Raw genomic sequence first — 24621 nt, forward strand, 5'->3', positions numbered from 1 at the left:
ATTATGTTTAATGACATTCAAGCATTAATATCGGATTTAGATTTTCGCCGTTCATTGTTATTTGAGCAAATGAAAGAGTTTGAATCTTTGCAACAAGAAATTAAACAATTAACTGAAGAATCTAGCCATAATACAACCGCACAAAATAAATTAAAGAAATTAGCACAAGCATTTCCAGAAGGTATTGATAAATGCCAAAAGGATATTCTTGCTAAGATTAATTCCCTTGAAAAAAATTTTAAAGTTATAGAGAAAACTTTTAAATCAATTAATCATGAGCCTGATGAAGGAAATAATACATCGTTAGACTCAAACACCGCAGTAAATACAAAAAAGAAAACTTTTAAATCTTATATTTAGTTATGAGGGCTAAATTATGTCTACTCAAGTCTTAAACACATCAGGTAATTATTCTGTAAATTCTGGATCTTTAAATGGCATTAAAGATACCTCCGTAATATATGGTGATTCAGTCTTATCCGGTGGTATTGCGGTTCTGCATATATTTATGAGTTTGTTATCTGATGTTGCCAATCAAAAATATGCGCAAATGCAGCATAAATCAGATGTATCACGTAGCGCTCAGGATATGGCTAATCAGGTTAATGAAAGCATTGCTGAGGTATCTAAAAAAGGTGATAAAGCGACCGGTGAGCTTCCTCAAGCTGTTATCGACTATATGCGTAAAAACGGTATTACCGTTGATGGTATGTCAATCGATGATTATATAAGTAAACATGGTGACAAATTAGATCAAGGCCAACTACAGGCGGTTAAGGCGGCGTTGGAAACGGTATCAAACCGTGCTTCTGATTTTGTTTCTCAATCTCAGCTGCAACTGCAAAAAGTGATGCAAAGTTATAATGTGACGGTCAGTTTAATTAATAGTATGCAAACGATGTTGGCAGAAATGAATAAATCGATTGCCCAAAATATCCGTTAATAGATAGTGCTAACAGTTAACAAATAACGTTAACAAATTAAAAAGTGGGAGGTCGCTATGATTCATTTAACCAGGGGCATTAGAGAGGCTTTGTCTGTTAATAAGGGAGAAGCGAATAACAGTAATCCCAACAGTGGAGATTATGTTATATCCGGCGGGATCGCGGTTCTCTATTTATTTATGAATTTACTTTCTGACATGGTGCAATTGAAATATAACCAGATGCAAATTAAGTCACAAATGGCACGTGATGCGCAAGATATGGCTAATCGAGTCGATGAAATCATCGCCAAAATTGCCAAAGAGGGCGATAAAGCACTGGAAAAATTGCCGCCTGACGTTATCGACTATATGAGAAATCATGGTGTCACTGTCGATGGCATGTCGATTGATGATTTCCTGCAACAAAACGATCCTACCGCGGCTCTATTGGTTAAATTACGTGAAAAAATCGCTGAATCAGGTGCAGATGGCATGCAGCCAGCCAGTTGGCAGGGTGTTGTTCGCTATATGGATGAACATGGTATTAAAGTTGATGGACAACGTTGTAGTGATTATATCTGGGGATTGCCTGAAGTAGGTTCTCGTTCCTATCAAAAGATCAGTCGTGAACATATGCAGCATATTGCTGATGTATTGGCGGGCGGCCGGTGGTTTAGATCAAGGGAAGCTAGGCTCGGTTAAAGCAGCGCTGGAAACAGTATGAAACCGTGCTTCCGATTTTGTTTCTCAATCTCAACTGCAATTGTAAAAAGTGATGCAAGGCTACAATGTGACAGTCAGTTTAACCAATAGTATGCAAACTATGTTGGAAGAAATGAATAAATCGATTGCCCAAAACATTTGTTAGGGAGGCAGCAATGGATAATAAAGATTTTGCCACTTTACTTGAATTTGTTCAGCAAGGTGGAGCGTTGAGTTGTTTGGCAAATGTTGATCAAAAGGATCTTGATTTACTTTACCGCTACGCGATGCAACTGATGACTTATGGCGATTATCAGGGTGCCAAGCGAATTTTTTTCTTACTAATGCGACTCAATCAAGGCAATTTTGAATACGTTTATGCTTTAGCAACTTGTTGCCAACAATTGCATGAACATGAAGAGGCTATTTTTTGTTTTGGTCGTGCGGGTATGAATCGTTTGCAAGATCCCCGTAGTCCTTACTTTGCTGGCATCAGTTACCTGGCACTTGGCAATCGTCAATATGCAGAGAAGTCTTTTCGTGCTGCGCTAAGGGTATGCCGTTATTTGCCGGCTGAGCAATGGCCAGAAGTCAGAAAAAATGCCAACCAACAGTTAGCTTATTTAATGGGAGAAATGTGCCGTGAATAATATGAGTGTTGCTTCATCCATTAATACAGCGGATATACAAAATCCTCATGTTCATAATAGCCATCCGGTTGAAAAAGCCAGTTTACCCGAATGGTCTATGCCAACCTGAGTTTAAAAATATTTGGTGATACGGCGAATTCGGCAGCGAAAGTTAGCCAATTGATGACCGATACCCAAGCATTTTTACGTGATAAAAGGGTAAAAGAGTTTCAAGAGCAACTGGCCAAACAAATTGAGCAATCGGAAAAAGCGCAAAGAGGCGGTATTTTTGCTGATATTTTTGATTGGATTGTTGGCGCGGTAGAGGCTGTTTATGGTGCACTCAAACTGGTTGAAGGTGCGGCTCGGCTCGCGGTTGGTGATGTAGTTGGTGGTTCATTAGAAATTGCCAGTAGCGCATCTTATTTAACTGCTGGCATTGCAGGAATGGTCAAAGCTGCAGCAGAAACGGCAATATTGCTAAGTGCAGATAAAGACAAATGCCAGGAAGTTGCCGATATAGCTGGTAAAGTTCAGTTGGGTGCTGAAGTTGTTGCGATGGCGTTAGATATTTTCCAGGCTGGGCGTGCGATATCGGCGGCCAGAGCGATAGCCAAAACAACGGGCGAAGCCATGAAAGAAGCGGCGCCAAAATTAGCTGAAGCCGTGGTTAAAAATTCATCACAAGCAATATGAACTATTGCTAAGCAAGTTGGTCAGCAGGTCTCTGAACAGATTGGCAAACAATTAGTTGGAGGTGTAGAGAAAGGCTTAGAAAAAGTGGCTGAACGTGGCGGACAGATTGCTAAATCATTAAGTAAGGCTTTCAGTCAAGAAGCGATCCAAACACTGGTAACTCAATCTGTTGAGAAGATAGCTACCCAAGCAGTAGAAAAAGGGTTGCAAATCACAGCAGAAGAACTTACTAAGCAAGTCACTAAGTTAATCCTTAATGAGGTGATCAAACAAGCCATTAAAGCCTGTACTTTTGTTTCTCTCGATTTGGTCTATGTTACGGCCAGTGCCGGTAAAACGGTAACTAGCGGTATTATCGGCCTAGAAAAAGCTAAGCTACAAAAACAGATCGAAGCATTGATCTTGCAACAAAATTTTATAGAATTTTGTTTTGATTGGTACGACAAAGCGAAAGAGCAGCAAGGTAAAACGATCAAAGATCTATTAGATAAACAGAGTGATACCTTAGCTGGGGTAAGTAGGACGATTAGTTAAACGGGTATGTTGCAATCGCGCATTGCTAGTGCCACGGTTTAGGTGCAATAAATATTTTTACTGTAGTTGTTTCAATTAGTTATTACTACCGTAAGTTGGTAATTAAACAGCTGGATTTTGATAATTGTAAGGCATTGATAGTGTTATTTTTGTTCAGATTTATACATTATTAGCCTGAAATTAATGATGAAAAGTAAAATTCAGCGGCTAATTGATAGTTGATCATAAAATGATAATCGATATTGAGGTTGCTCTATTATTGCTAATAACGAAATTTAATGATCAACAAAACAACGAGATAAAAGCGTCCTAAAACAGCACAGTGTAAAACGCGCCAAGAAATGGGTAGTTACTGATTATTCAGATAATTTTAGTAGGAGGCAGTTATGAATGATATTCAATCAATGTCCGCTAATTCAGTTTCAGTCGATAAGTATGATGATGTTGGTAACAGTGGGCTCTATGGTGGTAGTAATATGGATGCCATTGCTCAGATCAATGAATTGATTATTAAGTTAGCTGAAGTATTAAAAAAACTGCGCAATATTTTGCAGGAATTTAACCAAAAGCAACAAGAGTTAGGCTGGAATATATCAAACTTCATCACTCGATAAAAAACGCCAAGGGATAGAAGATGCCTATGATGCGGCCAAATTAGCCGGTGCGTTTCAAATGGTCTCTGGTGGGGTTGGCGTACTAAGTGGTGCTTTTGCCAGACGATTTGGTGAAATCGCCATTCATTTGGGACAAGCGACCAGTAAAGGTCTGGAAGGAAGTGGCCAGCTGGGTTCTGCTGAAATGACTAAAAATGCAGAATTGGAAAAAGTTGAAGGTGATTTCCAAACAATGAATGCGCAGAATTACGCAAAAAACATTAAGGACTCATGGGATAAAGCTTGTCAACTATCCGAACAAATGCGCTCTATCGTCAAAGATTTAGTTGACTTGTACACGCGTATTAGCTCAGCAGTAGTAAATAAATAAATCTAAATAATAAATAGCATATTAATAAATTTAGGGAAATGCACCGCTCAAGATACGTTATTGAGCGGTTTTAATTAAGTGAGGCTTTGACCCAAGATGACAATGACAAATATTAATCAGGAGGTTACATTAGAGCAATTAATAGCCATTATTGAACAGGCATTGACGCAACCGCAAACAAAACAAAATATCTCCAGTGAGATATTAAATGCGACTTACCAACAAGCTGTAGATGCATATCAACAGCTGTTATTGTCGCCAGCATTAACTGCTTTTACTTATTTGGTTGTACCAGCCTTGCGAACGAAAATATCTTATCGGCTTGGCTTAACATTACACGCTTTAGAACAATATCGGTATGCATTAGTGTTTTATGGCTATGCCAGTTTACTCGATGCTAGAGATGCAGGAGTAACCTTTCGTATCGCTCAATGCTATCTGGGAATAGAAGCAAACTAGCGAAGCTATTGATGCGTTACAGACATCAATTGAGCAGAGTTTTATTGCACCAATACAACCTGATATACGTAGGCTTGCACAGACATTATTAGATGAAGTTATACAGTGAACTTCATGACTAATAAGAGGGTATTTTATGGCATATGAAAAACTATCGATTCTAGCAGAGCAACATTAGCTTACCTAGATCTTGCTCAATCACCAATAAAACCATCGACTACGGCACGACAATTTAATATTGACCAGGTACCACTAACAGTCGCCAATAATGTGACACAGTGGTTAGATCTGGCGACGCCAAATGGAGATACAAAGGTAAGCAAGCCACTGGATCTTAAACCAGAAATTGAACAGCAAATTAATCAGTCTAAACAATATTATGATGAAGCTAAGCAACAAGGTGTTGAAATCGCTAAACGTTCTTTTTTTAAAGAGCTATTAAATGTAGGGATCGCAAGTGTTGGTTTAGGGCTTTTCGATAGCAGCTACCCTATTTACTGCCGGATCAACAATGCCATTACTTATTGGTTCAAGTATTACATTTGGTTTGGCGGTTGCTGATGCTGGGTGTGCTTATGCTAATTGGCATAGTCAAGCTAAGGGTGGTGAAGGATTAAAGTTAGGATCTGATACCATAGCCAATGCTGTTTATCGGCTACTCAATAAAGCAGGCATGTCAAGCGATAGCGCTGAAAATTGGTCTAAGTATACCTCTGCTTTTTTACGTTCTGGCCTGGTTGTTGGTACATTATGTTCGGGCGGTGCGGTTACGACAGCAACATTAGGTGCGTTGAGTAGCACTTTCTCAGCGACTAAATTGGTGAGTAACGTGTCGATGCATTTACCTCAAGGTCGGCGTCTGTGGCTTTGGACAATGCGGTTGAGAAAAAAATCGGATACAGGAACAACAAATGCAGCAGCAAAGGATTAGCAAATTAAGGGAAATGCAAAATGGGCTTACCCAACAGCACAGCGAGCAACAATATCAATTAGATTTGGCCAATTTAGAACAAAAAAATCGTCAATTGCAGTTTGAACTTGAATTGGAAAAAATGAAGGTTCAATCTTGTAAAATTAAATATGCATAAATGTTATCATTATTTCAAGAGTAATAGCTAAAAATTACTATATTATTTGGTAATATTTAGATTTCATATTGCTCATTAAATCGATAATATGTTGATAATAAAAATTAACGGGTTCTGTTGTAGTCGGTTAATTTTTTTTTAAAAAATATCCTTGTTTTTTAGTTTAACAAATATATTAATCTTTTCCATCTATCTTTAAATACCAATTTATTTCTTCTCATCTAACGATAAATCTAATTAGTTATATCGAATTTAACTATTATATTCCATTTGGTTATATTTATTTATTCGTATTTATCCTAATTAAATTTAATGCTAATCATAACTTGCTTATTTTTTATTGATATTTCAGGTGAATACCGGATATAGAAATTGAATATTAACCACCAGACTATGTTATATGCAGTAAAGCAATAATATAGAAATAAGTCATTAAATAACAATAAAACACTAACAGAAATATTAATAATGGATAGAGTTGCATAGGTTTTTTTAGTTTTAAAAAAGATTTGAATACTGATGTATCGTTAAGTGTTTTGATCAAGTGAAATAGCATTGTTTATCTCGTTTGGTAATAAATATTTACATCCATTTTTATTGATAGTTGAAAAATAAGATGAATAAGGTCTGGCAAACAATGCTTAATTTGACGTTAGGGTAAAATTATGGATTTAAATGTTATCATCAACCAATTATCGCAACTATCTGCTAATGCTGCTGGTGATATTAAAAGTAAAATTGCCAACGCTGATCCTAGTAATCCGGATCAGATGTTACAGATGCAGTTTGCGGTACAGCAATATTCCAATTTTATCGGTTACGAAAGCGCTTTGATCAAAGTGGTTAAAGACATGATACAAGGGATTATTGCTAAAATATGAAAAAAGAAGATAAACAATTATTGGTAGAAATTGCGCTTGCTGCTGCCAATCATGGATTAATAAAACAGGCTTATGCCATTTTAGCTGTGTTTCCAGAATTGATTGCTGACGAAGAGGCGCGTGCGCTATGTAGTGGTTTAGTCTACTTTGCGTTAGGTGAAAATAGTGCCGCCCTGCGTTCATTAATGGGCATGAAGAGTAATCAAGGTGAAGGATTACGATATTTATTTTCCTTGCCTGCTGACATGATCGATCATGCGCAAATTTATGCTTTATTAGCGGGAGATGAAAATGGACATTAAAGCGGTAGCCCCCATCAATATGATGAAGACCCAGGCGGCAGAAACAGTTAATCCCGATAGCCAAATAGTTGAAAAATTCAATCAATTAATGCAACACGGTCAAGGACAAACGGCTGCATTAGGGTCAGTTCTTCCATCAACTGTCGAGCCAATGGCTCAAGCGTTGTCACCTACCCAAGCCGTGCAAGGACAAGCAATCATAGTGAAAGCCGTTCTTGAAGTGGACATGGCAGCTAAAACAGCAGGAAGTCTTGCTCAATCGATCAATAAATTAGTGACCATGCAATGAAATACTTAAAGTATTTATGTTTATTATTGGTGTTATTCCTGACCGGCTGTAAGGTCGAGTTATACCGCAATTTGCCGCAAGATGAAGCTAATCAGATGGTGGCATTATTGATGTTAAATCACATTGATGTTAATTCTGAAATCGATAGCAAAACTGGCAAAGTGACATTGCAAATTGAAAAAGATAAGTTCATCGATGCGGTGGAAATACTTAGGCAAAATGGTTATCCCAAAACACAATATGTTGGTATTGAGGATCTTTTTCCTGCAGGTCAATTAGTTTCTTCTCCTGCTCAAGAAGAAGCAAAAATGCGTTATCTTAAAGAACAACAATTAGAACGTACGCTATCAAGCATGGACGGTGTTATTAGTGCACACGTGTCTATTGCTCAGTCGAACAATAGTGAGGGTAATATTGATAATAGCACGCCAGAAAAGTCGGTAGCGGTTTACATTAAATATTCGCCAAAAGTCAATATGAGTGGTGTTGAAGCGCAAATTCGCAATTTAATTAAGAATGCGATATCAGGTTTGCAATCCGACAAAATTAGTTTGTTTTTGCAACCAGCTGAATTCCGCTATCAACCACAGAAAATTCAAACTGAGCCGCAATGGCAATATTTACAGAATTATATTGTCGCTAATAAAACGTTAATCTTATTGACTATTACCGGAATATTTATTGTCGTATTTGCCGCATTAATATTTGGACGCCGTAAGGATAAATCTTAATGACTGAATTGGCAATGAGATTTAATTATTTATTATCCCATCCAGGCGAGATCATGCACGCTAAATGGTGGCAATCGCTTGGACTTAATGAATGGCAGTCTCGCTACCCAATTAGTAATGAATTAAAACGACGCTTAGATAAATTGATACTTAATCGATTAGGATTTCAACCTACTTTATATCGTCAAGTACCCGAAAATATGCAGACCTGGCTTTTGTTATTAACGAAAAAGCCATTTTTATTCACCGTCGTTGGATTAGTTTGTAATCCCTATCCTGACTATTTGTGGGATAGTGCTTATAGATCACGTTTAGCGACCTTATTAAGCCAGGAACAAATTAAGCAATTAATCGCTTTATGGCCGCCAGAGTGCCACACTGTTGCGGTGCATTGGCTAGTTGAGGAATTTCTTGAGCAGGCACATCTTTATGCCTTAAATGTTTTCTCAAATTATTGGCAGGAACAAGATTTTGCGCGGCTTTTGGCCTGGTATTTTGCACCATTAGAGCAGCAAATGGTCTGTTCGCAGCAACAGATTGAACAGGCTGTTCGCTGGTTATTTCGTTTGGAGCGTTTCTTATGAATGGATTTTTAGTGTTAGTTAAAGAGTTTGAGCTCTTAAAGCAAACATTGGAAATCACACCTGATGAAATTCAGCAAGGTTTAGCTGAATGTAGGCGGGAACAGAAAGCCAAGCAACGTATTAAGCAATATGTAGATAAAGTACGGCATGAGTGTGACGCGCTTCTGCAGGAAGCTCAACAGATTGTTGCTAAAGCAGAGATGAGCGCTAAGGAGCAGGAAAAAGCGTGGCGAGCACAATTGAGGCAAGAAATAGTTGCAGAAAGCCTTAATTGGCTGATTGAACAGGCGGAGTTAGAAAAACAATTAGTTGTCGTTTTACAGGAACGGATCTACCAACAAGTAAAATTAGTCATCAAAGCCTGGAGTAAAAAACAAAATATTAGTGAAAATCTGATTAGCCAGATTACTGAGCAGATTGGTGAAGCAACCACTAAACAAAGTTTGGTATTGAGTGTTTCACCGGAACAGGCAGATGGGTTGGGTAAAATATTTGCAGAACAGATGCAAATTAGGCTCCGTTCTGATTTTGCACCATGGCAAGCAGAACTGAGTTCAAGTTGTATGACATTACGCTTTGATTTATATGAACACCTTGAAAGGCTACTAGAAACCTGTTTTCCTACAATGGAAAAAACGCACTTGAGAGGAACTTGTGATGCGGATTGATCAATCTGATTATCTCGATTTTCAATCTCTACAAGATAGCAAGCAGTCAGCTAGTTTTTTACCAGCAGAGAGTACCGCAATGCAAGCCAGCATTGCATTAGCAGAAGTACGTGCTGAGGCGCTGGAAGAGACGTTAGAGGGTTTAAGCTTAGGGCTAAGCCAGGTAATGAAAAAAATTGCCGATTCAAATAAAAAGCAAAGTGCATTATTTAATGGTGTAGAAAAACTTTTACAGCAATTAGATGAAAAGCAGCGAGGTTTTATTGAGCAGATTGCTAAACAACTGCTTTCCTTTAAAGATGGCGAAAAAATTTTACAGCAAATTCCTCAGCTTGGTTTAGATAAGGGACAGCTTATTTTTTTGTTAGCGACATTACAGGGTATGACCAGTTTAGCCTTATCTGAACGTTCGAAAATCAAAAAGTTTTTAATGTCATTGTTAGCCGAAGAAGATATTGAGTTAGCGTTAATTGCCGCTAGCCAAGGTATGACTATAGATACTTCACGTTTGCAAGCTTATCGTCAACTCTATCAGCATGCTGCGCGTGGAGAAAAAGGGCTAAGTCATTGGTTTAAATTATTACAAGAACATAAAGATCGACGGCGGACTATTCAATTATTAATACGTGCATTATCAGAGCCCCTGGTAAGCCATGAACAGTTAGATATGACTAAATTGATAACTACGATTGACGATTTACGTCGCTTATGGCTGTTCTTAGCTTTTACTGAGCATTGTGCTTACTTATCGCGCACACTCAATTTAGCAAACGATACCGTTGCAGAAATCAGTATTGAATTATTGGAGCAGGGTTGGATCTATCCTGAAGCATTAGCGCAGTTGATAATAAAATTGCCATTAACAACGTTGCAACGTTTAATTTTTTTACGTAAATGGCGCGAAATTATTGTGGTCATGAGTGAAGCTTGTTATCGCGATCCAGAGCAAAAAGAGCATATCCTGGAAGTCATGTTACAACTGCTTGAACAGTGGAATGATGAGTATGCTGTTTAAAGGAGAGGAGAAATGCGTAAAGAAGATAGTGTACTGGCCCGTTTTGGTCAACTATTAGGCCTACCCTTGGTATGAGATGGGAGTGATCAGTACACTTTATTACTCGATAATCAATTGATGATATCCATCCATGCCAAAGTAGCTTATTAGCAGTTGTATGGTTTTTTTGGACAGATTGATGCGCAAAAAGCACATTTACTATTCATTAATTGTATGCACCACAATATGCAACTGGTTGAAAATAATGATGGTGCAGTGGGCTATGATTCAGTGCAGCAAACTTTATTATATGCAGTGAATTGGCCGGTTCCCGCCAGTGGTGAAGAACTCTTAGTCTGGTTTGAACGTGCCAATTTGCTATGAAGCGCTTTACCGTGAGTTTAGTCAATGCCCGGAGCTAACAATATAGGTTGTTATATGACGATTGAATTGGATAGATTTTCAAAAAATTCGTGGACAGGCCCTTGCTTCATCTCGGGTCAACAAGATCAAGGTTGTTCAAGTTTGGTGCATTCTCAAATGAGTTTTAATGACCATGTGTTAAGTACATTAGCTAAACTACCTTTTTTGAAAAATGAAAATGCGATTCGGGCCTATGTTGCACGCCTTAATATCACCGCTCAACAGAAATTAACTGTGTTCTTACGCTCGTTAGCGGAAAGGTATGGTTTGGCTACCGCTGAACAAACATTACCTAGACTTGATTTATGACCAAAGACACCACTGACTGCCCATAAAATAGAATTTATTCCTCAATCTATATTGTTCGATGAGCCAAGCGCATCCAATGTCTGATAGTCAAGCTGAAGGCATAAACAATAAAGTCTTTTTACTGAACCAGTGTAGCAATGCGATAAAACGACTAGTCAATCAAGGTGGGCTAAGCCATTTACCTATTCCGACTGCAATACCTAGATTTGGTAATTGGTTTTATTTGGAAGATAAAAATATTTAAAAAGTGCAGCAAGCCATTGCTGGTTATCATAAGCTAGTTGAAAAAAATGAATATCAAAGTGCCTCTTCATGTTTGTTAGCTTTAACTGATCTACGTCACCAGTCTGATGAATTTTCTGATCTTTATAGCAAATAAAAAGTTATCTTGATTCTTATCGGCAAGCGCTAGATGACATTGAACAATGTTGTCTGACGGTTCCTTCTTCTCAACAAGCTCATTTGACCTCATTATTGCAGCAGGTTTTAGTGCAGAAAAAGCACATTGCCACAGTTGCTGTACAGTTGGCAAAGTTACCTGAATTTTGGCAGCAGACGGTCATAGAGCGGCAGATCATTAATACCCGCTTTGAGAATTTGCCTGAGGAACTTAGAAATTTAGCCTCAGAATCGGTATTATTACTCAGCCATCAGTTAATTGAGATGTTTGATCAGGCGCCTTCAATAGACAAATGGCAAGAACAATTAACTGAATTTTGGGCGAAGGCAGAATTACCATTACCTTCATCATCTGAACTAACAACGTTAGTGGCCATTTTGGCGATTGAACGGCCTCAGTTAGCGGGTCAAATTGCGATTTCTTTTAAACAAGAACAGGATAAAATTCAGTTTGGTGTTTATCAACATTTAATTCAGGTGCTAAAACTAAGTCGGGATCAGGTAAAAAATAGCAAAATGGATCTTGAGCAACGCATGGGAATTGATGACAAACAGAAAAATGTTCGTAGCCAAGCAGCGCTTTTGACCAACTGGTTAAGTAGAGCCGGAGAAGAGATCTATTTACATGAACAGTGTCTGGTAGCGATGTTGATTAGCATTAGTGGTGAGCGTTGGATCCTACAAGATAAAACACTTATTGCTGATGGAGCGGTGGACCTCGATGATTTAGAGATAGAACCGGGATGTGAAACTGATATTCAGCAACTAGCAAATGAAGAAAAATGGGTTGCTTTGGCCAGAAAAGTGCTCATTGCATAAGATAAAGTCTATAGATTTGAAGAATTGTATGATAGCGAAAGTGGCCAACCTGCCATAAATTTCCATTGTGATGTGAAACAACGTGTATTGCCATCTTGATTAATGGTATCTCCTGAGCGATATTTGCCTTTTTTAACTGAGAAAATAGCGACATTAACTGATTATCATGCTGCATTAAAATCTTTGACTGAAAAATTAAATGTAGACAAAGTACGCAGCCGCTTTGAAGAAGAATTAAAACAAATTAGCGAGCAAATGCAGCATTTACGCTTATTACAGGAAGCGGCAACGGTTTGGCAAAGAGTTAAACAGCAATATCAGCGACAAGACCAATACGTTGCTCAGTTGCAAAAATTGCATGATATAACCATTCAGCAAGTAAGGGAGCTTAATAAACAAGGTTATCTGGCTTTTTTACCTCAGTTACGGCAACTTGATTTAGCTATCTATGATCTTAGTCTACAAGAACAAGGGCTGACTGAAGAACTGTCGATGCGGGCATCATATTTAGACGATCGCTTTGACGATAAGAGCTGGCAGAAGAATAAGGAATTACAAGCTGACTCGGAGGTTAGAGAGTATCTATCGAAAGCGAGTGAATTACAAGAAATTGAACAAGGAATTGTCGCGCTAGATGAAGAGTATCAGGCTGCTTTGCTGTTGCTGGTTCGTTTTGATAGACAGGCAAATAAAATGGGCGGATATCCAGAGCAGGGTGATTACTATAATGTTCAAGCATGGCAGCATCGGGTGGTGCAAAATATTACCGGAGATTGGGGAGGATGGTTAGGCGAATTTAGACCTGATTTGCGAACCTTGATTTTACAGCACCAACTAGCAAAAAATGGCATGCATATATTGACAGAGGTTTATCAAGCGCTATTGCAAGTATTTAATCCCTCTCGACTCGCCGACGCACTTGATACAGATAACTATCAGGGAATTTCAGCGGCATTTAGTGGTTTTCATCGTTGGGTAATGGCACATCCGATGGAATCACAAACACTAGCCAAGGATATTACCCATGCTTATCAAATTATTAGCGCTAATAGTGGTTGGTTCGGTGCCGATCAGGCGGCTGCTGTTAGTTCTGTTTGGCAAAGTGCGACGGTAGAAAATCAAGTTAAAGATATTCTTCTGGGTACCCGAGAGCTACTCCCTTACAGCCATTATATTCAATGACGCCTGAAGTGATTGCGCTATTACATTTTACCCATTTATTACCTTATCTTGCTGGTAGCATCAAAGGTGGTGTCCAAAGTGGTTTAGTCAGTTCACTGGCACCGTTTTTTGCTACCGGTTGGGTAACCAGTATGATAGGCGGCTTTGTTCAAACTTGGGCGGCGCAGAAAATAGCCTCAACAATATCAGCGCATCGTAATACTGAAGTGATGGTTAAAGCATTGATGCTCGGCATTCGTGAATAGAGTAGTTTTCAAGATCGAGCTACTTCGGCAGTCAGTTATATGATGAAACGCCAGTTACTGCAAGATATTGGTAACTTGGCTCGTGATTGTTTTGAAACTAATAAAGTCGGAACTTTTCGCCGTTGGTGGCAGGATACCACTAATTTTTGGCGGCAAATGAATGTTAAAGCAAAATTGTTTAGTATCGCTGCAATTGCCGGTACAGCAGCTATTTCTGCTACCGTTGCAGCTGCTATGGTGTTATTCACGCTAGGATCAGGCGGAGTAGGGTTAGCGGTTTTAGGCTTAGGTGCATTGTTAGCCGCTACAGTAGGTGGCTACTTTGGCTATAGTGGGTTAAGTTTACTAAAAAATAGCAACTTCCTAGGTTTTCGTCAGGCATATGAATTTGCGCAAGATAATATGACTGAACAGCGTATCCAAGAAGCGTTACAGCGATTTGTCGACAAGCAATATCAGGATAATACTGTTGCTAAACATTTAGATATCCAGTTAGTCGATATTGAAAAATATATTTCACTTAAGCAGGTAGCAGAGCAGGATCAGGCGCAATTTTTTGTGCGCCAACTGGAAAACTGGGGGAATGAAACACAGCAGCAATTAGCCCGCAATCAGCAAAAAGCGCGAGCTGAATTACTGGCGACGGTTACACAACAATTAGGCGGTTGGCAAGAGCTAGACGGTCAGGAATTGACAAACTGTTTGGCTGAAATTGATGAGGCACTGGTCCGATCTAAACTTGTTGTCGACTGATTTTATCAGCCGCATATAAAGGTCATTTAACTGATTGAAGTCATTACAGATTAACGTAATTTAGAATAACTGATTGATTTAATTAAACCAGTTGCGCTGTATTGATCATTGTATTGTGGCTGTAAATATTTTTTTGTTAATTTTAACCTTGTTGGCGAAAAATTCATTTTACTTGCCGTGAGGTTATTTCAGGTATTTACCGGATACGAAGCCAGAGCTTCCTCTAGCATGCTTAATAAATAGTAAAGAGGGAAGATAATGAAATTGCAACTTGCTCGTAATCTTGAACATTTTTTCTCTTTGTTCAATCACAGAATAGTCGAAATTTCAACGGCAATTGAGTGCCATTGGCCACCTTTTGGTCTACGTATTGAAATTATTGAAGAGCGTTTTCTTATAACCAGTTGGTTGTTAAAAGAGGGTGATTTTGATCTCTTGTCAGCATTAAAACTTAATCAACCAGAGCGGTTTTGGGGGATCCCGCAGCGAGTATTTATTATTCGCCACCGACCCTATGTGAGCGCATGGTGCCCAAAAGAGAGTGATGGTCTTTTTTTATTTCGTTTGTGTCAAAGGCAGCGTCAATTTCTTTCACAGTTACCTAAAGGATCCGCCTGATAATGTCAATCACTCGTTGGCTATCTAAAATTGCAGGACGTCAAGATATTATCCTTAGCGCCATGCTAATGTTATCAGTATTCATGATGATTTTGCCGCTGCCAACTCCCTTAATTGACGTATTAATCGCGATCAATTTAGGGTTGTCGATCATTTTATTTATGATGGCAATCTATATTCGTGATCCGCTTGACTTCTCTGCCTTTCCATCCATGTTGCTGATAACCACATTATATCGTTTAGCATTGACTATCAGTACTAGCCGTCTGATCTTATTACAACATGATGCCGGTGAGATAGTGTATACCTTTGGTAATTTTGTGGTTGGCGGTAATCTTGGGGTTGGTATCATTATTTTTTCCATTATCACTATCGTACAGTTCATTGTTATTACTAAAGGCTCTGAACGTGTGGCCGAAGTGAGTGCCCGATTTTCTCTTGATGGTATGCCTGGCAGGCAGATGAGTATTGATGGTGACATGCGGGCAGGTATTATTGATGCCACTGAAGCCAAACGCCAAAGAGTATTGGTACAAAAGGAAAGCCAGCTTTATGGTGCTATGGATGGCGCGATGAAATTTGTCAAAGGCGATGCCATTGCCAGCGTAATTGTCATTTTGGCCAATATCTGTGGTGGCATTGGCATTGGTGTGTTGCAACATAATATGTCGGCAACGGAAGCATTGAATACTTATGCTATTTTATCGGTAGGAGATGGATTAATTGCGCAGATACCGTCATTACTTATTTCGATCACTGGAGGATTGATTGTTACTCGAGTACCCGGAGAGAAAAAGAATAATCTGGCTGGTGATTTAGTACAACAGATAATCAGTCAACCTATGTCATTGCAGCTGACTGCTGGTATTTTATTGGTTTTTGCTATCATCCCTGGTTTTCCTTGGTTTGTATTTGGTTCCTTAGCATTGATGCTATTTGGCTGTTCTTATTGGATGAAACGTAACGCCAAAGTAAAAAAAGGATCAGGTCAGGTTTATTCCTCTGCTGACAATGGAACGGAACAGGGATCACGAGAGATGACACCAGGCACAATACCACTGTTAGTCATTATTGGCCAACAGCTAATGACGGAGACGATGGCTGACAAAATACAAAATTTACGTCGGCAATTATTTGAAAAATTAGGCTTGCCTTTACCTGAAATACAGTTGCAGGTCGATACAAAAGAGACAAACACATTACAAATACTGTTATATCAAGAGCCCGTGTTAAAAACAGAGATAGATCCAGCGGCAACTTTATTAACTCAACCAATAGATTTACCTCAAATACGCCAGGAGCAATTGATTTTTAATCATCAAATAATCTATTGGTTAGCAGATGATAATCAATCATTGCCACCAGCGGCCGGTTATCAGGGAGTAGAAATTGTCACCTATTTACTAGAAAAAGTCATTTATCACTTTGGCAAAGCGTTTTTAGGTATACAGGAAACGCGCTATTTGATGGATGCGATGGAGATGCGCTATGCCGAATTAGTGAAAGAATTACAGCGCTTACTGCCCATTAGTAAAGTGACTGACATTTTACAACGTTTAGTTGAAGAACAGATTTCTATTCGTGATTTAAGAACCATTTTCGAAACGCTGGTTGAATGGGGTTCGAAAGAAAAAGATACAGTAATGTTGACCGAGTATGTTCGGGTTTCACTTCGCCGTCATATTCGCCGGCGCTTTACTAGCGAAGAGGGCTGGATCCCAATGTTGTTAGTCGGTGATGGGATTGAAAATAGTATTCGAGAATCTATTCGCCAATCAGCGATAGGATCTTATTGTGCCCTTGAACCTGCGCAAGAGCAGCAGATCATTGCTGCCATAAAACAAAAATTACCCACTCAGGTCGCTTGTGTTATACTAACTTCACTGGATGTACGTCGTTATCTACGCAAAATTATCGAGCCAGCATTGACAACCACCGCCGTACTTTCATTCCAAGAAATTGGTGAAGATGCCAATATTAAAGTCCTGGCCCAAGTTGATATTACCGGGGAAAAATTGGATGCGCTCACTGGATAAAGCAAAGATCACTCAAGCGATGGCCACCCCGCTATTTCAGCCATTGACGGATATTCTCCCATATCGATGTTTTGGCAAGGTACAGGAAGTATTCACGAATTTGGTTAAAGTGACACTGCCAGGCGCTAAGCAAGGTGAATTATGCCTGATTGATAATCGGCTAGCAGCAGAGGTCATTACCATCAAAGCGCAAGAAGCTTGGTTATCACCATTTGACGCTACCATCGGGTTAGTGGCCGGCGCTTGTGTTGAACGTTTGGGTCATGGTCATCGAGTGCGGGTAGGAGAGCATTTATTAGGTGGCATTGTGGATGGCTTAGGGCGGCCGTTAGAAAAAATGCCGAACGCGGGTGAATGGCGTAGTAATCATAACTCGGCTCCTGATCCCTTAACACGTCAGTTAATTAGTGAAGTTTTGCCAACCGGCATCAAAGCGATAGATGGTATTTTGACGCTGGGTGTTGGGCAAAGGATCGGTATTTTTGCCGCCGCAGGTGGTGGCAAAAGCACGCTACTTGGTATGTTAGCGCGAGGTTGTGAAGCCGATGTGGTCGTATTGGCTTTGGTTGGCGAACGTGGACGTGAAGTGCGGGAATTTCTCGATAACCATTTACCGGCTTCAGCTAGAAAAAAAACCATATTAGTTGTCGCCACCTCTGATCGCCCGCCATTAGAGCGAATGAAAGCTTCTTTGACAGCAACCACCATTGCTGAATATTTTCGTGATCAAGGTAAACGGGTTTTGTTGATGGTTGATTCATTGACCCGTTTTGCGCGTGCGGCACGGGAAATTGGTTTAGCCGCCGGAGAACCACCGGTTGCCAATGGCTTTCCACCTAGTGTGTTTGTTCATATGGCCGCTTTACTAGAGCGATCGGGTTCGGCTAAGGTTGGTAGTATTAGTGCTATTTATACCGTGTTGGTGGAAGGTGACAATATGAATGAACCTGTCGCTGATGAGGTTCGTTCTATTTTAGACGGACATATTGTTTTATCTCGCCAATTAGCTGCCGCAGGACATTTTCCCGCTATTGATGTGAACGCCAGTGTTAGCCGAGTTATGGATAATATTGTTAGTAAAGCACATAGCCTGCATGCGCGTCGTTTAAGGCAATTGCGAGCACTTTTTCAAGATGTTCAACTATTAATTCGTGTTGGTGAATATCAATCAGGACAAGATAAAGATACCGATGAAGCCATTAAAAAAAATCAACCAATTAATCAATTTCTTCGGCAAGGTTACGATGAGTTAGTTTCATTCGATCAGACAATAGAAGATCTTAGCCAACTGGTTTAGCGTATATGAAAAATCAATTTTCTGACTCTGAGCAGGTTATTATTAAAAAATTATTGCAATTACGACAGCAGCGAGAAATAAGCTTGCAATCTCAAAGGCAACGAGTTCAGCGTGAGCAGCAAGCGCTACAGGCAACCATTACTGAGTTGGAACAACAACGGATGAAATTTTGGCATGATTTAGCGACGCCTTCATTACCAAATGAGACCATTTCCCGTGACCAACTAGCGTTATTTAAACAATCTATGCGCGAAGTTTATCTTGCAGAGCGAGCACTAAAAGAGCGTATCGATCAATTACGTGAGACGATTGTTGGACTAGAGAGCCAAAAGGAGCAACTAGCGAAACAGCGTCTGGTAATGATTAAAAATCAAGAAAAACTGAAAGAGGTGATGAATGGCTAATGCGATCCAGCGTAATATTGTCACCACTAGTCTGGTGCCTAATATTCAACGCCGGCAGGAGGTTGATCCAGAACTAAAACGGCGTTTTGACCGTTTTTTGATGACTGACCAGTCTGATAACGCTTCGTCAACGTCTGGTTGGTCTTCGGTGTTAGATACACTCGCCTATAGCAATAGCTCAGCAACATTAAATAATGTTTACTTATTGCGTCATGGTAATAGTTTAACTTATCGATTACTGAATGGGCCGATGATGGGCATGGTGATCATTGCTCATTGGCAAAAACCGGGGACGGTACATTTACAGTTAAAACCGGCTAATTCTGTTCAACATCTTACATTAATGCGGGTAGCGAAAAAACTAACAACATTAGCAAAAAGGGGTTTTTTACTCTCTTTGGAGATAGAAGATGGAGCACAATGAACAGCGAATGCTTTACCAGTGGTTAACGACCGGTTTGGCAAAAGGTAATTGTCGCATTCAGCTTGCTTATGTTGAAGGGGATGGTCAGTGGTGGTCGTGGTTGTCCAATGATTCGGCAGGTATTTGGTGTGACCACTCTAATTGGCAGCAGGCGCTGCAAACCTATAGTGGTAGTGCTGATCCAACGCTTGTTACTGAAGATTTGTTTCCTTGCATTAGCGCAGCCTGGTTTGCTTTGCTTGGTGAAACGGTTAATGCAAAATTGAGCCAACAGCCGATTAATTACCGGTTGCCCAAGGGTATTTATCCCGTTATTACGGTAGACGAATGTCAGTTTGTGGTGGTCAATATTGGAGCAGAAAAGTGGCAGGCAGCTTTTGCCGATTGGACGCCATTTCAAGCCCCACCTGTGCAAGTGACGGTTAAATTGTTAGCCGGTTTTATTGCTGATTGTGAAAATATTCGTCATAAGCATGGTTATTGGTTAGCTGGTGATGTGGATATCCGGCAAGGCGAAGCATTATTATGGTGGCATGAACCATTGGCTATCGTGACATTAACCGATGTTAATCAATTATGGGTAAAAGAAATCCGACCGACGGTTACATTTAACCAAATACCCTATTTAGCTCAGATTGGCACCATCGATTTGCCATTAGCACAACTGTATACCCTCATAGCAGCCGAAAATTTGACTGGTAAGGTGATGTTAGAGACACGAGTCTGTTTATTGCGTAATGAACAACGCGTTGCTTGGGGTGAGTTATTAACTGCTCGAACTGGGATGGCATTTCATTGTCTTGAACTTGAAAAATAGTTTTACTGTTTTTTCTTGCCTCTTTTTCTAATGCAATAATATTAAAAATATTTAGCCTAGACAGACAAAAGAGGTAGAAAAAACAGTGTGTGTCATCAAACTAGATATGATCATGTTTATGATGACATGCAATGCATTTGATTTTATCAGATAAATACAGCAGGATTAACGATACGATTACCGCGCCAATAAGGTATAAATAGCCGGTGGCTTTGTCATGCCAGTCGAATAAAAATATGCAGTAGAATGAAATCGATGATATTAACAGAAAAGCGATTATCATCAATAAGTATGACACAATCAGCGATAGGCATTTTTTCATATAACCTCCTATTAGATTAGATGACAATATTATTTGAACATCTATCTTTCATGAATATGATCCTAACTATAGATGATTATTAATGGATCGTATAAAAAATTTAAATTTTTCATTATATTTTATGTCTTTCGCGGCCGTTAATAATCATTTTTTAGGCTATTATAAAGTTTTTTGCGGCATTTATCGCCAGGCGGATCGTTGAATTTTTTTCAAAACATCATGACAGTGCTCTATTGCATAATTAATCATCAGATCATATAAAACGGCAGTGCAAGAAAAGGCATTTTCGCAGCCAAGTAATCGATTCTTCCAAATTATTAAAGGTATTTGCGCAATCAGCGTGGGATCAAGTTTATGGACTTTTTCCATTAAGGCGTAAGCATAATATCTTAGCATCAGGGGAGAATCCAATTCGGTACCAAACACAGCACTGGATGAATAACGGGTAAAAACAGCGGATAAAGTCAGCAGATGTTCAGCTTTATTTCAATCGCTACTGTTAGCCAAATTATATAGTTCTATAATTTTTATCTTTTAAGCTATAGCCATGCTCAAAATCAAGCACATGAGTAAAAATCTCTTTTAATGTCTGTTGCGACGCCTCATCAACTAATTTAGTGCTAGAAATATTGGATTTTTGGGCATTAAGGAATAGCGTGTCCAGCTGTTCGCTTAAATTTAGTATTTCAATCAGCTTATTGAATGTTGCTTGGTGTTGGCTATAAGAAAAATGACTAGAAAAACAGCGGGAAATCTTGGTTGAAGCATTCATCTAGACTGAATTGTTGCGGGCCTAAATTTTCGCCATCGTGAAAAATAAAAATGTTATTCCACTTGGTTTCCAGATCAGGATGTAGCATTTTTGTCAGAATATTTTCCGCAATCACTAATGTTCTACCTGCCTTTTTCGGTGAAAGTAACAGATAGTGTTGCGCATTGCTCTCTGTCCAATTTGCCTTTCCATCATAATTGCCAAATATTTCTTTAATTTGTTGATATGCTAGTTGTTGTTTTATTTCAGTAAGTTGTAGATATTGTTCATACAATTGGTTAGCTATTGTGGCGATTTTGCTATCAATATTTTATCCTGTTCTAGCCGCTAATATAGTTTGAATAAAGCTACTATTAAATTGGGGGAAACCATCAGTTCCGGTTGATGATTAAAATAATCGAGAAAAATATTAATAATATCAGGACGCGCTTCCAGCATATTAATTAATTGTGTTGAGGGGTTTGCCAGGTAATTATCCATCAGTTTATTGATAAAATTGCTAATTTCTTCATTGCTAATAAACGGTGGTTTTCCAAAAATATCTAATAGTGGTAAAGTGACATGGCTGAGATTAATGTCAGGCTGGTCAAGGGAATGAACGAGCTGTAAAGCCAATTTGTTTTTTAGTTCACTATACCGGTTATCAATCGTATTAAGGCTAGTTATTAGCAGACTGCTTTGGTTGTTGAAATGATTAAGTAGTGCATCTAGGCTATCCTCATCCCACTCTCCAGGCAGGTGAAGGGTAAAACTATCGTGCAAAGAAGCACCGGCAAAATTAGTGTTACTAATTGTTAACTCTTTTAGGATAGTATTACTCAGATTAGCGTTGCTAACATCGCTGTTCGCAAGGTTAGCCCGGGTTAGGTCAGCTTGATCAAAAATCGCCTCACGTAGTGTAAGGCCATTCAATTTGGCTTGTGTTAAATTGGCACTAGTGAAATTTACACCATTGAGGTTAGTATCAACTAATATCACACCAGTTAGATTAGCCTTGGTCAGATTGGCGTTAGTCAAGTTAGCGTTCGCTATCTTAGCTTGCGCCAAATTGGCGCCAGTCAAATCACTATTAGTCAAGTTACTATTATTTAAGTAGGCTTCTTGCAGTATAGTTCCGTTCATTGCAGAGTTGACTAAATTAGTGTTACATCAATTAGCCTTAGTTAAGTTAGCCCCTGCTAATTGTGCTTCATTTAGATTAGCCATGAGTAGATTAGCATTAGCCAGCTGAGTTTGGTTCATTATCGCTTTTGTTAGGTTAGCTTCCACGATGATAATGTTTTTCAGATTAGATCTGCTTAGATTATTAGCTTGTAAATTAGCGTGAGCAAGGTTATGGTAGCCACCAAAAACTTGGGTAAGATCCATGTAACTTAAGTCTTCACTTGATAAGTTAAGTTTGCTCCCAATCCGGCGTTTTGCCAATTGTGTGCTTAATGCTTGCAGTTTTTGTTGTTGTGATTGGTAGAAAGAGGAAACTTCAGATTGAAGTGGCCAATTTTTAGCGGCTTCATTCGTCCGTTTGCCGCCCATTCCTTGAGTTTTTAGTTGATAAAGCCGCTCGCGGATTGACACTGGTGCTAATTTCAGCTCACCTGTCGAATTGCGAAGATATTTACAGCCAAAAAGGGTATTCGTTTCCAGATTGATCTGCACCCAAATGTCTTTACCTTGCTGTTTACCGATCTTAACTACCTGAACCTCTTTTTCCAAATCAGGACGATAAGCCACCTCTACTTTAAACTGATTAACCGGCTCATGCGGCAAATCTTGCACTTTTTTTTCCCCAGTGCTTTGATTAATGGGGTTAATCCGCGAACTTTCTGATGGGCTTGCTGCGCGGCGTTTTTTAAGGCATTAATACCTTTTCTTCTCCATGATATTAATAATTCGAAACCGGGATCCGCACCACGTAAAAAATTCACCCCTAGGTCTAAGTAAGTTTTAGCCGGTAAACGGTTTGCTATATGAGGAATACCAAATTTAACAAACTGTTTGCCCCCTTCACGTAATGTTTGCTTGAATGCCGCCTGCTTTAATGCGGTTCGTGTGCCATTAATTGCAGCCTCTCCGATCGCTATACTGAACCGCCCCCAGCTTGCGCGCCTTTACCAATAAAGGGTAAAAAAACCTAACAGATCAAATGCGCCTGCCATAATAGCCTGGTCAGTATTGCCCTTTTTCGCCTAGGTGATCATGGTATAAAATGGAATCAGACTTAAAATAAAAACTTCCACTTTTTGCCGGGTTGTTTCCTCATAACCTACCTGTTGCAGTTTTTCGCATAATTTTTCACCCCGCCGCTTAATAAGCTTGTCGATCAGCATGTCTGGCTTATCATTGGCGGTTTTTAAGCACAAAATGACAGAGGTTTTTAATTTATAATCATCATCGCGTGCTTTACAATTATGATAAAACAGCTCAAGAATGGCGTTTTTATTATTGTCGACACGATGTAATTTATAATTGCCGATACCTTGTTTAGTGGTTAATGCATACATCCGTTATTTGCCGTTAAATGTACACTTTAGCATATCGATCGATTCAGGTACGTGGGTGACAAATTCATCTGAATTCCTTATTCCTTGTCTTGCAGATGGCGGTAGCGGAACACTATTGAAACTATCAGTAGCATCAAATTTGACCTCCATCAGTTGAATATCAGACTGTTGAATAAAAATTTGTTCTTCGTTGCTAAGTGAGTTAAAGGACTGAGGTAGCAGGATCTTTTCTATCTGTTCGGTCAGCTGAGCAATTTGTTGATTCTGATCTTTAAATACATTATCGATATTGGGTAATAATGGTGTCTCACCTCGCCGATTGGTATATTTAACCTCTAGATTTTTATACAAATAGTCATTTAACCAACCTTCATCAATATCATGCTGTTTTAATTGTTGGCGGGCAAGCTCTGGCCGGGATTGCCATTTCTGTAGCAAAGTAATCAGTTTGATAAAAGGATTATTTTGGCCAGATTGTTTTAAATAATCAAAATAACTGTCATAAACAGACATCATTGCCAATGGTGTTGCTAGTGAGCTATTTTCGCTGTTTAGCTGGTGATGGATCCGATCATGGCCGGTAATTTGAAATATCGATTATATTCAGCCGGGACAAGTTGTTCCTGCAAAAGCGCGGCTAGCAGCATACCGTTATTGCTGATATCTTCCAGACTCATGTTGTTAATTTCAGCACCACTTTCATTTAGTAATGTCATGCCAGCATGCAGATAACCCCATTCCGGTTGATTTATCATCATAATGGCCAGTGTTTTCTGTTGCTGCTGGTCGTCAGTTTGCAGCATAAATGTTGGCATGATGCGATTGATAACCTGT

The 24621-nt window shown here is 39.3% G+C and carries 37 protein-coding genes and 3 pseudogenes; 31 read left to right on the forward strand and 9 right to left on the reverse strand.

What is annotated here, in order from left to right:
• Nucleotides 1-3: 3 nt before the first annotated feature.
• The 31 genes and pseudogenes from AC01GB_RS09335 to AC01GB_RS09485 all read left to right on the forward strand — a co-directional run bounded on the left by AC01GB_RS09335 (nt 4) and on the right by AC01GB_RS09485 (nt 20192).
• Nucleotides 4-360 (forward strand): hypothetical protein, encoded by a 357-nt coding sequence (locus AC01GB_RS09335; RefSeq protein ID WP_052044788.1) that lies wholly within the window; start codon nt 4-6, stop codon nt 358-360.
• Nucleotides 361-376: 16 nt separating this feature from the next.
• Nucleotides 377-943, forward strand: a complete 567-nt coding sequence (gene sseB / locus AC01GB_RS09340) for a type III secretion system translocon protein SseB (protein WP_474451598.1) — start codon at nt 377-379, stop codon at nt 941-943.
• A gap of 57 nt (nt 944-1000) precedes the next feature.
• Nucleotides 1001-1627 (forward strand): hypothetical protein, encoded by a 627-nt coding sequence (locus AC01GB_RS09345; RefSeq protein ID WP_474451599.1) that lies wholly within the window; start codon nt 1001-1003, stop codon nt 1625-1627.
• 176 nt (nt 1628-1803) lie between these two features.
• Nucleotides 1804-2277, forward strand: a complete 474-nt coding sequence (locus AC01GB_RS09350) for a SycD/LcrH family type III secretion system chaperone (protein ID WP_474451600.1) — start codon at nt 1804-1806, stop codon at nt 2275-2277.
• A 90-nt stretch (nt 2278-2367) separates the two neighbouring features.
• Nucleotides 2368-3486 (forward strand): annotated as a pseudogene (sctE, locus tag AC01GB_RS09355) (type III secretion system translocon subunit SseC family protein).
• A gap of 386 nt (nt 3487-3872) precedes the next feature.
• Nucleotides 3873-4100, forward strand: coding sequence for a hypothetical protein (locus AC01GB_RS09360; protein ID WP_474451601.1), 228 nt, complete (start codon nt 3873-3875; stop codon nt 4098-4100).
• Nucleotides 4101-4113: 13 nt separating this feature from the next.
• Nucleotides 4114-4470, forward strand: coding sequence for a hypothetical protein (locus AC01GB_RS09365; protein WP_474452370.1), 357 nt, complete (start codon nt 4114-4116; stop codon nt 4468-4470).
• A 96-nt stretch (nt 4471-4566) separates the two neighbouring features.
• Entirely contained in the window at nt 4567-4929 is a 363-nt protein-coding gene (locus tag AC01GB_RS09370) for a hypothetical protein (protein ID WP_474451602.1), read from the forward strand.
• A 270-nt stretch (nt 4930-5199) separates the two neighbouring features.
• A complete protein-coding gene (locus AC01GB_RS09375; RefSeq protein WP_474451603.1) occupies nt 5200-5490 on the forward strand; it encodes a hypothetical protein in 291 nt (96 codons plus the stop codon).
• Nucleotides 5441-5860 carry a hypothetical protein gene (locus tag AC01GB_RS09380; protein WP_474451604.1) on the forward strand — a complete coding sequence of 140 codons (420 nt, stop codon included), beginning with the start codon at nt 5441-5443 and terminating at the stop codon, nt 5858-5860. Before AC01GB_RS09375 ends, AC01GB_RS09380 begins: the two co-directional genes overlap by 50 nt.
• Nucleotides 5841-6017: a hypothetical protein gene (locus tag AC01GB_RS09385; RefSeq protein WP_474451606.1), complete on the forward strand. Its 177-nt coding sequence runs from the start codon at nt 5841-5843 to the stop codon at nt 6015-6017. Before AC01GB_RS09380 ends, AC01GB_RS09385 begins: the two co-directional genes overlap by 20 nt.
• 665 nt (nt 6018-6682) lie before the next feature.
• Complete coding sequence (sctF, locus tag AC01GB_RS09390) at nt 6683-6898, forward strand: type III secretion system needle filament subunit SctF (RefSeq protein WP_474451607.1); 216 nt, start codon at nt 6683-6685, stop codon at nt 6896-6898.
• Nucleotides 6895-7200, forward strand: coding sequence for an EscG/YscG/SsaH family type III secretion system needle protein co-chaperone (locus AC01GB_RS09395; RefSeq protein ID WP_474451608.1), 306 nt, complete (start codon nt 6895-6897; stop codon nt 7198-7200). Before sctF ends, AC01GB_RS09395 begins: the two co-directional genes overlap by 4 nt.
• Nucleotides 7190-7489, forward strand: coding sequence for a type III secretion system inner rod subunit SctI (gene sctI, locus AC01GB_RS09400; RefSeq protein WP_474451609.1), 300 nt, complete (start codon nt 7190-7192; stop codon nt 7487-7489). The genes AC01GB_RS09395 and sctI overlap by 11 nt, the downstream gene beginning before the upstream one ends.
• A complete protein-coding gene (gene sctJ, locus AC01GB_RS09405) occupies nt 7486-8220 on the forward strand; it encodes a type III secretion system inner membrane ring lipoprotein SctJ (protein WP_474451610.1) in 735 nt (244 codons plus the stop codon). The genes sctI and sctJ overlap by 4 nt, the downstream gene beginning before the upstream one ends.
• The gene (locus AC01GB_RS09410) at nt 8220-8804 is read left to right on the forward strand and encodes a type III secretion system domain-containing protein (protein WP_474451613.1); all 585 of its coding nucleotides are present in this window, start codon (nt 8220-8222) and stop codon (nt 8802-8804) included. Before sctJ ends, AC01GB_RS09410 begins: the two co-directional genes overlap by 1 nt.
• On the forward strand, nt 8801-9472 hold the full coding sequence (locus AC01GB_RS09415; RefSeq protein WP_474451615.1) for a hypothetical protein: 672 nt from the start codon (nt 8801-8803) through the stop codon (nt 9470-9472). The genes AC01GB_RS09410 and AC01GB_RS09415 overlap by 4 nt, the downstream gene beginning before the upstream one ends.
• Nucleotides 9462-10487, forward strand: a complete 1026-nt coding sequence (locus AC01GB_RS09420; RefSeq protein ID WP_474451616.1) for an HrpJ domain-containing protein — start codon at nt 9462-9464, stop codon at nt 10485-10487. Before AC01GB_RS09415 ends, AC01GB_RS09420 begins: the two co-directional genes overlap by 11 nt.
• Before the next feature lie 153 nt (nt 10488-10640).
• Nucleotides 10641-10850, forward strand: coding sequence for a type III secretion system chaperone family protein (locus tag AC01GB_RS09425; RefSeq protein ID WP_474451617.1), 210 nt, complete (start codon nt 10641-10643; stop codon nt 10848-10850).
• Between the two features lie 54 nt (nt 10851-10904).
• Nucleotides 10905-11198, forward strand: coding sequence for a type III secretion system effector BopA family protein (locus AC01GB_RS09430; RefSeq protein WP_474451618.1), 294 nt, complete (start codon nt 10905-10907; stop codon nt 11196-11198).
• 76 nt (nt 11199-11274) lie between these two features.
• Complete coding sequence (locus tag AC01GB_RS09435; protein WP_474451619.1) at nt 11275-11442, forward strand: hypothetical protein; 168 nt, start codon at nt 11275-11277, stop codon at nt 11440-11442.
• 245 nt (nt 11443-11687) lie between these two features.
• A complete protein-coding gene (locus tag AC01GB_RS09440) occupies nt 11688-12416 on the forward strand; it encodes a hypothetical protein (RefSeq protein ID WP_474451620.1) in 729 nt (242 codons plus the stop codon).
• A gap of 123 nt (nt 12417-12539) precedes the next feature.
• Nucleotides 12540-13598: a hypothetical protein gene (locus AC01GB_RS09445; RefSeq protein ID WP_474451622.1), complete on the forward strand. Its 1059-nt coding sequence runs from the start codon at nt 12540-12542 to the stop codon at nt 13596-13598.
• On the forward strand, nt 13595-13843 hold the full coding sequence (locus AC01GB_RS09450) for a hypothetical protein (RefSeq protein WP_474451623.1): 249 nt from the start codon (nt 13595-13597) through the stop codon (nt 13841-13843). The genes AC01GB_RS09445 and AC01GB_RS09450 overlap by 4 nt, the downstream gene beginning before the upstream one ends.
• Nucleotides 13844-13882: 39 nt before the next feature.
• Nucleotides 13883-14596 carry a hypothetical protein gene (locus AC01GB_RS09455; RefSeq protein ID WP_474451624.1) on the forward strand — a complete coding sequence of 238 codons (714 nt, stop codon included), beginning with the start codon at nt 13883-13885 and terminating at the stop codon, nt 14594-14596.
• A 258-nt stretch (nt 14597-14854) separates the two neighbouring features.
• On the forward strand, nt 14855-15214 hold the full coding sequence (locus tag AC01GB_RS09460) for a hypothetical protein (protein WP_474451626.1): 360 nt from the start codon (nt 14855-14857) through the stop codon (nt 15212-15214).
• Nucleotides 15215-15216: 2 nt separating this feature from the next.
• Entirely contained in the window at nt 15217-17250 is a 2034-nt protein-coding gene (locus tag AC01GB_RS09465; protein ID WP_474451627.1) for an EscV/YscV/HrcV family type III secretion system export apparatus protein, read from the forward strand.
• The gene (locus AC01GB_RS09470; protein WP_474451628.1) at nt 17234-18547 is read left to right on the forward strand and encodes a FliI/YscN family ATPase; all 1314 of its coding nucleotides are present in this window, start codon (nt 17234-17236) and stop codon (nt 18545-18547) included. The genes AC01GB_RS09465 and AC01GB_RS09470 overlap by 17 nt, the downstream gene beginning before the upstream one ends.
• Nucleotides 18548-18552: 5 nt before the next feature.
• A complete protein-coding gene (locus AC01GB_RS09475; RefSeq protein ID WP_474451629.1) occupies nt 18553-18951 on the forward strand; it encodes a hypothetical protein in 399 nt (132 codons plus the stop codon).
• Nucleotides 18944-19375, forward strand: a complete 432-nt coding sequence (locus AC01GB_RS09480; protein WP_474451631.1) for a hypothetical protein — start codon at nt 18944-18946, stop codon at nt 19373-19375. Before AC01GB_RS09475 ends, AC01GB_RS09480 begins: the two co-directional genes overlap by 8 nt.
• Nucleotides 19362-20192 carry a hypothetical protein gene (locus tag AC01GB_RS09485; RefSeq protein WP_474451633.1) on the forward strand — a complete coding sequence of 277 codons (831 nt, stop codon included), beginning with the start codon at nt 19362-19364 and terminating at the stop codon, nt 20190-20192. The genes AC01GB_RS09480 and AC01GB_RS09485 overlap by 14 nt, the downstream gene beginning before the upstream one ends.
• 502 nt (nt 20193-20694) lie before the next feature.
• On the opposite strand, the pseudogene AC01GB_RS09490 reads toward AC01GB_RS09485, so the two are convergent.
• The 9 genes and pseudogenes from AC01GB_RS09490 to AC01GB_RS09530 form a co-directional block, all read right to left on the reverse strand.
• Nucleotides 20695-20988 (reverse strand): annotated as a pseudogene (locus tag AC01GB_RS09490) (E3 ubiquitin--protein ligase); the annotation flags it as partial.
• Nucleotides 20989-21022: 34 nt separating this feature from the next.
• On the reverse strand, nt 21023-21286 hold the full coding sequence (locus tag AC01GB_RS09495) for a hypothetical protein (RefSeq protein ID WP_474451634.1): 264 nt from the start codon (nt 21284-21286) through the stop codon (nt 21023-21025).
• Nucleotides 21249-21560: a hypothetical protein gene (locus AC01GB_RS09500; RefSeq protein WP_474451635.1), complete on the reverse strand. Its 312-nt coding sequence runs from the start codon at nt 21558-21560 to the stop codon at nt 21249-21251. Before AC01GB_RS09500 ends, AC01GB_RS09495 begins: the two co-directional genes overlap by 38 nt.
• A gap of 53 nt (nt 21561-21613) precedes the next feature.
• Nucleotides 21614-22363, reverse strand: coding sequence for a pentapeptide repeat-containing protein (locus AC01GB_RS09505; protein WP_474452372.1), 750 nt, complete (start codon nt 22361-22363; stop codon nt 21614-21616).
• Nucleotides 22343-22417 (reverse strand): annotated as a pseudogene (locus AC01GB_RS09510) (pentapeptide repeat-containing protein); the annotation flags it as partial. The pseudogene AC01GB_RS09510 and the gene AC01GB_RS09505, both read right to left, overlap by 21 nt.
• 18 nt (nt 22418-22435) lie before the next feature.
• A complete protein-coding gene (locus tag AC01GB_RS09515; RefSeq protein ID WP_474451636.1) occupies nt 22436-23062 on the reverse strand; it encodes a pentapeptide repeat-containing protein in 627 nt (208 codons plus the stop codon).
• Nucleotides 23063-23472: 410 nt separating this feature from the next.
• Nucleotides 23473-23787 (reverse strand): hypothetical protein, encoded by a 315-nt coding sequence (locus AC01GB_RS09520; RefSeq protein WP_474451638.1) that lies wholly within the window; start codon nt 23785-23787, stop codon nt 23473-23475.
• A gap of 3 nt (nt 23788-23790) precedes the next feature.
• Nucleotides 23791-24309 (reverse strand): hypothetical protein, encoded by a 519-nt coding sequence (locus tag AC01GB_RS09525; protein WP_474451639.1) that lies wholly within the window; start codon nt 24307-24309, stop codon nt 23791-23793.
• 29 nt (nt 24310-24338) lie between these two features.
• Nucleotides 24339-24602 carry a hypothetical protein gene (locus tag AC01GB_RS09530; RefSeq protein WP_474451641.1) on the reverse strand — a complete coding sequence of 88 codons (264 nt, stop codon included), beginning with the start codon at nt 24600-24602 and terminating at the stop codon, nt 24339-24341.
• Nucleotides 24603-24621: the final 19 nt, after the last annotated feature.

It is taken from the genome of Candidatus Arsenophonus phytopathogenicus, assembly GCF_056113345.1.

Bases quoted from the DNA above. Each gene is read 5' to 3' on its own strand.
- AC01GB_RS09335 (WP_052044788.1), top strand. From the start codon at position 4: ATGTTTAATGACATTCAAGCATTAATATCGGATTTAGATTTTCGCCGT.
- sseB (WP_474451598.1), top strand. From the start codon at position 377: ATGTCTACTCAAGTCTTAAACACATCAGGTAATTATTCTGTAAATTCT.
- AC01GB_RS09345 (WP_474451599.1), top strand. From the start codon at position 1,001: ATGATTCATTTAACCAGGGGCATTAGAGAGGCTTTGTCTGTTAATAAG.
- AC01GB_RS09350 (WP_474451600.1), top strand. From the start codon at position 1,804: ATGGATAATAAAGATTTTGCCACTTTACTTGAATTTGTTCAGCAAGGT.
- AC01GB_RS09360 (WP_474451601.1), top strand. From the start codon at position 3,873: ATGAATGATATTCAATCAATGTCCGCTAATTCAGTTTCAGTCGATAAG.
- AC01GB_RS09370 (WP_474451602.1), top strand. From the start codon at position 4,567: ATGACAATGACAAATATTAATCAGGAGGTTACATTAGAGCAATTAATA.
- AC01GB_RS09380 (WP_474451604.1), top strand. From the start codon at position 5,441: ATGCCATTACTTATTGGTTCAAGTATTACATTTGGTTTGGCGGTTGCT.
- AC01GB_RS09385 (WP_474451606.1), top strand. From the start codon at position 5,841: ATGCAGCAGCAAAGGATTAGCAAATTAAGGGAAATGCAAAATGGGCTT.
- sctF (WP_474451607.1), top strand. From the start codon at position 6,683: ATGGATTTAAATGTTATCATCAACCAATTATCGCAACTATCTGCTAAT.
- AC01GB_RS09395 (WP_474451608.1), top strand. From the start codon at position 6,895: ATGAAAAAAGAAGATAAACAATTATTGGTAGAAATTGCGCTTGCTGCT.
- sctI (WP_474451609.1), top strand. From the start codon at position 7,190: ATGGACATTAAAGCGGTAGCCCCCATCAATATGATGAAGACCCAGGCG.
- sctJ (WP_474451610.1), top strand. From the start codon at position 7,486: ATGAAATACTTAAAGTATTTATGTTTATTATTGGTGTTATTCCTGACC.
- AC01GB_RS09410 (WP_474451613.1), top strand. From the start codon at position 8,220: ATGACTGAATTGGCAATGAGATTTAATTATTTATTATCCCATCCAGGC.
- AC01GB_RS09415 (WP_474451615.1), top strand. From the start codon at position 8,801: ATGAATGGATTTTTAGTGTTAGTTAAAGAGTTTGAGCTCTTAAAGCAA.
- AC01GB_RS09420 (WP_474451616.1), top strand. From the start codon at position 9,462: ATGCGGATTGATCAATCTGATTATCTCGATTTTCAATCTCTACAAGAT.
- AC01GB_RS09430 (WP_474451618.1), top strand. From the start codon at position 10,905: ATGACGATTGAATTGGATAGATTTTCAAAAAATTCGTGGACAGGCCCT.
- AC01GB_RS09435 (WP_474451619.1), top strand. From the start codon at position 11,275: ATGTCTGATAGTCAAGCTGAAGGCATAAACAATAAAGTCTTTTTACTG.
- AC01GB_RS09450 (WP_474451623.1), top strand. From the start codon at position 13,595: ATGACGCCTGAAGTGATTGCGCTATTACATTTTACCCATTTATTACCT.
- AC01GB_RS09455 (WP_474451624.1), top strand. From the start codon at position 13,883: ATGATGAAACGCCAGTTACTGCAAGATATTGGTAACTTGGCTCGTGAT.
- AC01GB_RS09460 (WP_474451626.1), top strand. From the start codon at position 14,855: ATGAAATTGCAACTTGCTCGTAATCTTGAACATTTTTTCTCTTTGTTC.
- AC01GB_RS09465 (WP_474451627.1), top strand. From the start codon at position 15,217: ATGTCAATCACTCGTTGGCTATCTAAAATTGCAGGACGTCAAGATATT.
- AC01GB_RS09470 (WP_474451628.1), top strand. From the start codon at position 17,234: ATGCGCTCACTGGATAAAGCAAAGATCACTCAAGCGATGGCCACCCCG.
- AC01GB_RS09475 (WP_474451629.1), top strand. From the start codon at position 18,553: ATGAAAAATCAATTTTCTGACTCTGAGCAGGTTATTATTAAAAAATTA.
- AC01GB_RS09480 (WP_474451631.1), top strand. From the start codon at position 18,944: ATGGCTAATGCGATCCAGCGTAATATTGTCACCACTAGTCTGGTGCCT.
- AC01GB_RS09485 (WP_474451633.1), top strand. From the start codon at position 19,362: ATGGAGCACAATGAACAGCGAATGCTTTACCAGTGGTTAACGACCGGT.
- AC01GB_RS09495 (WP_474451634.1), bottom strand. From the start codon at position 21,286: ATGAATGCTTCAACCAAGATTTCCCGCTGTTTTTCTAGTCATTTTTCT.
- AC01GB_RS09520 (WP_474451638.1), bottom strand. From the start codon at position 23,787: ATGTATGCATTAACCACTAAACAAGGTATCGGCAATTATAAATTACAT.
- AC01GB_RS09530 (WP_474451641.1), bottom strand. From the start codon at position 24,602: ATGCCAACATTTATGCTGCAAACTGACGACCAGCAGCAACAGAAAACA.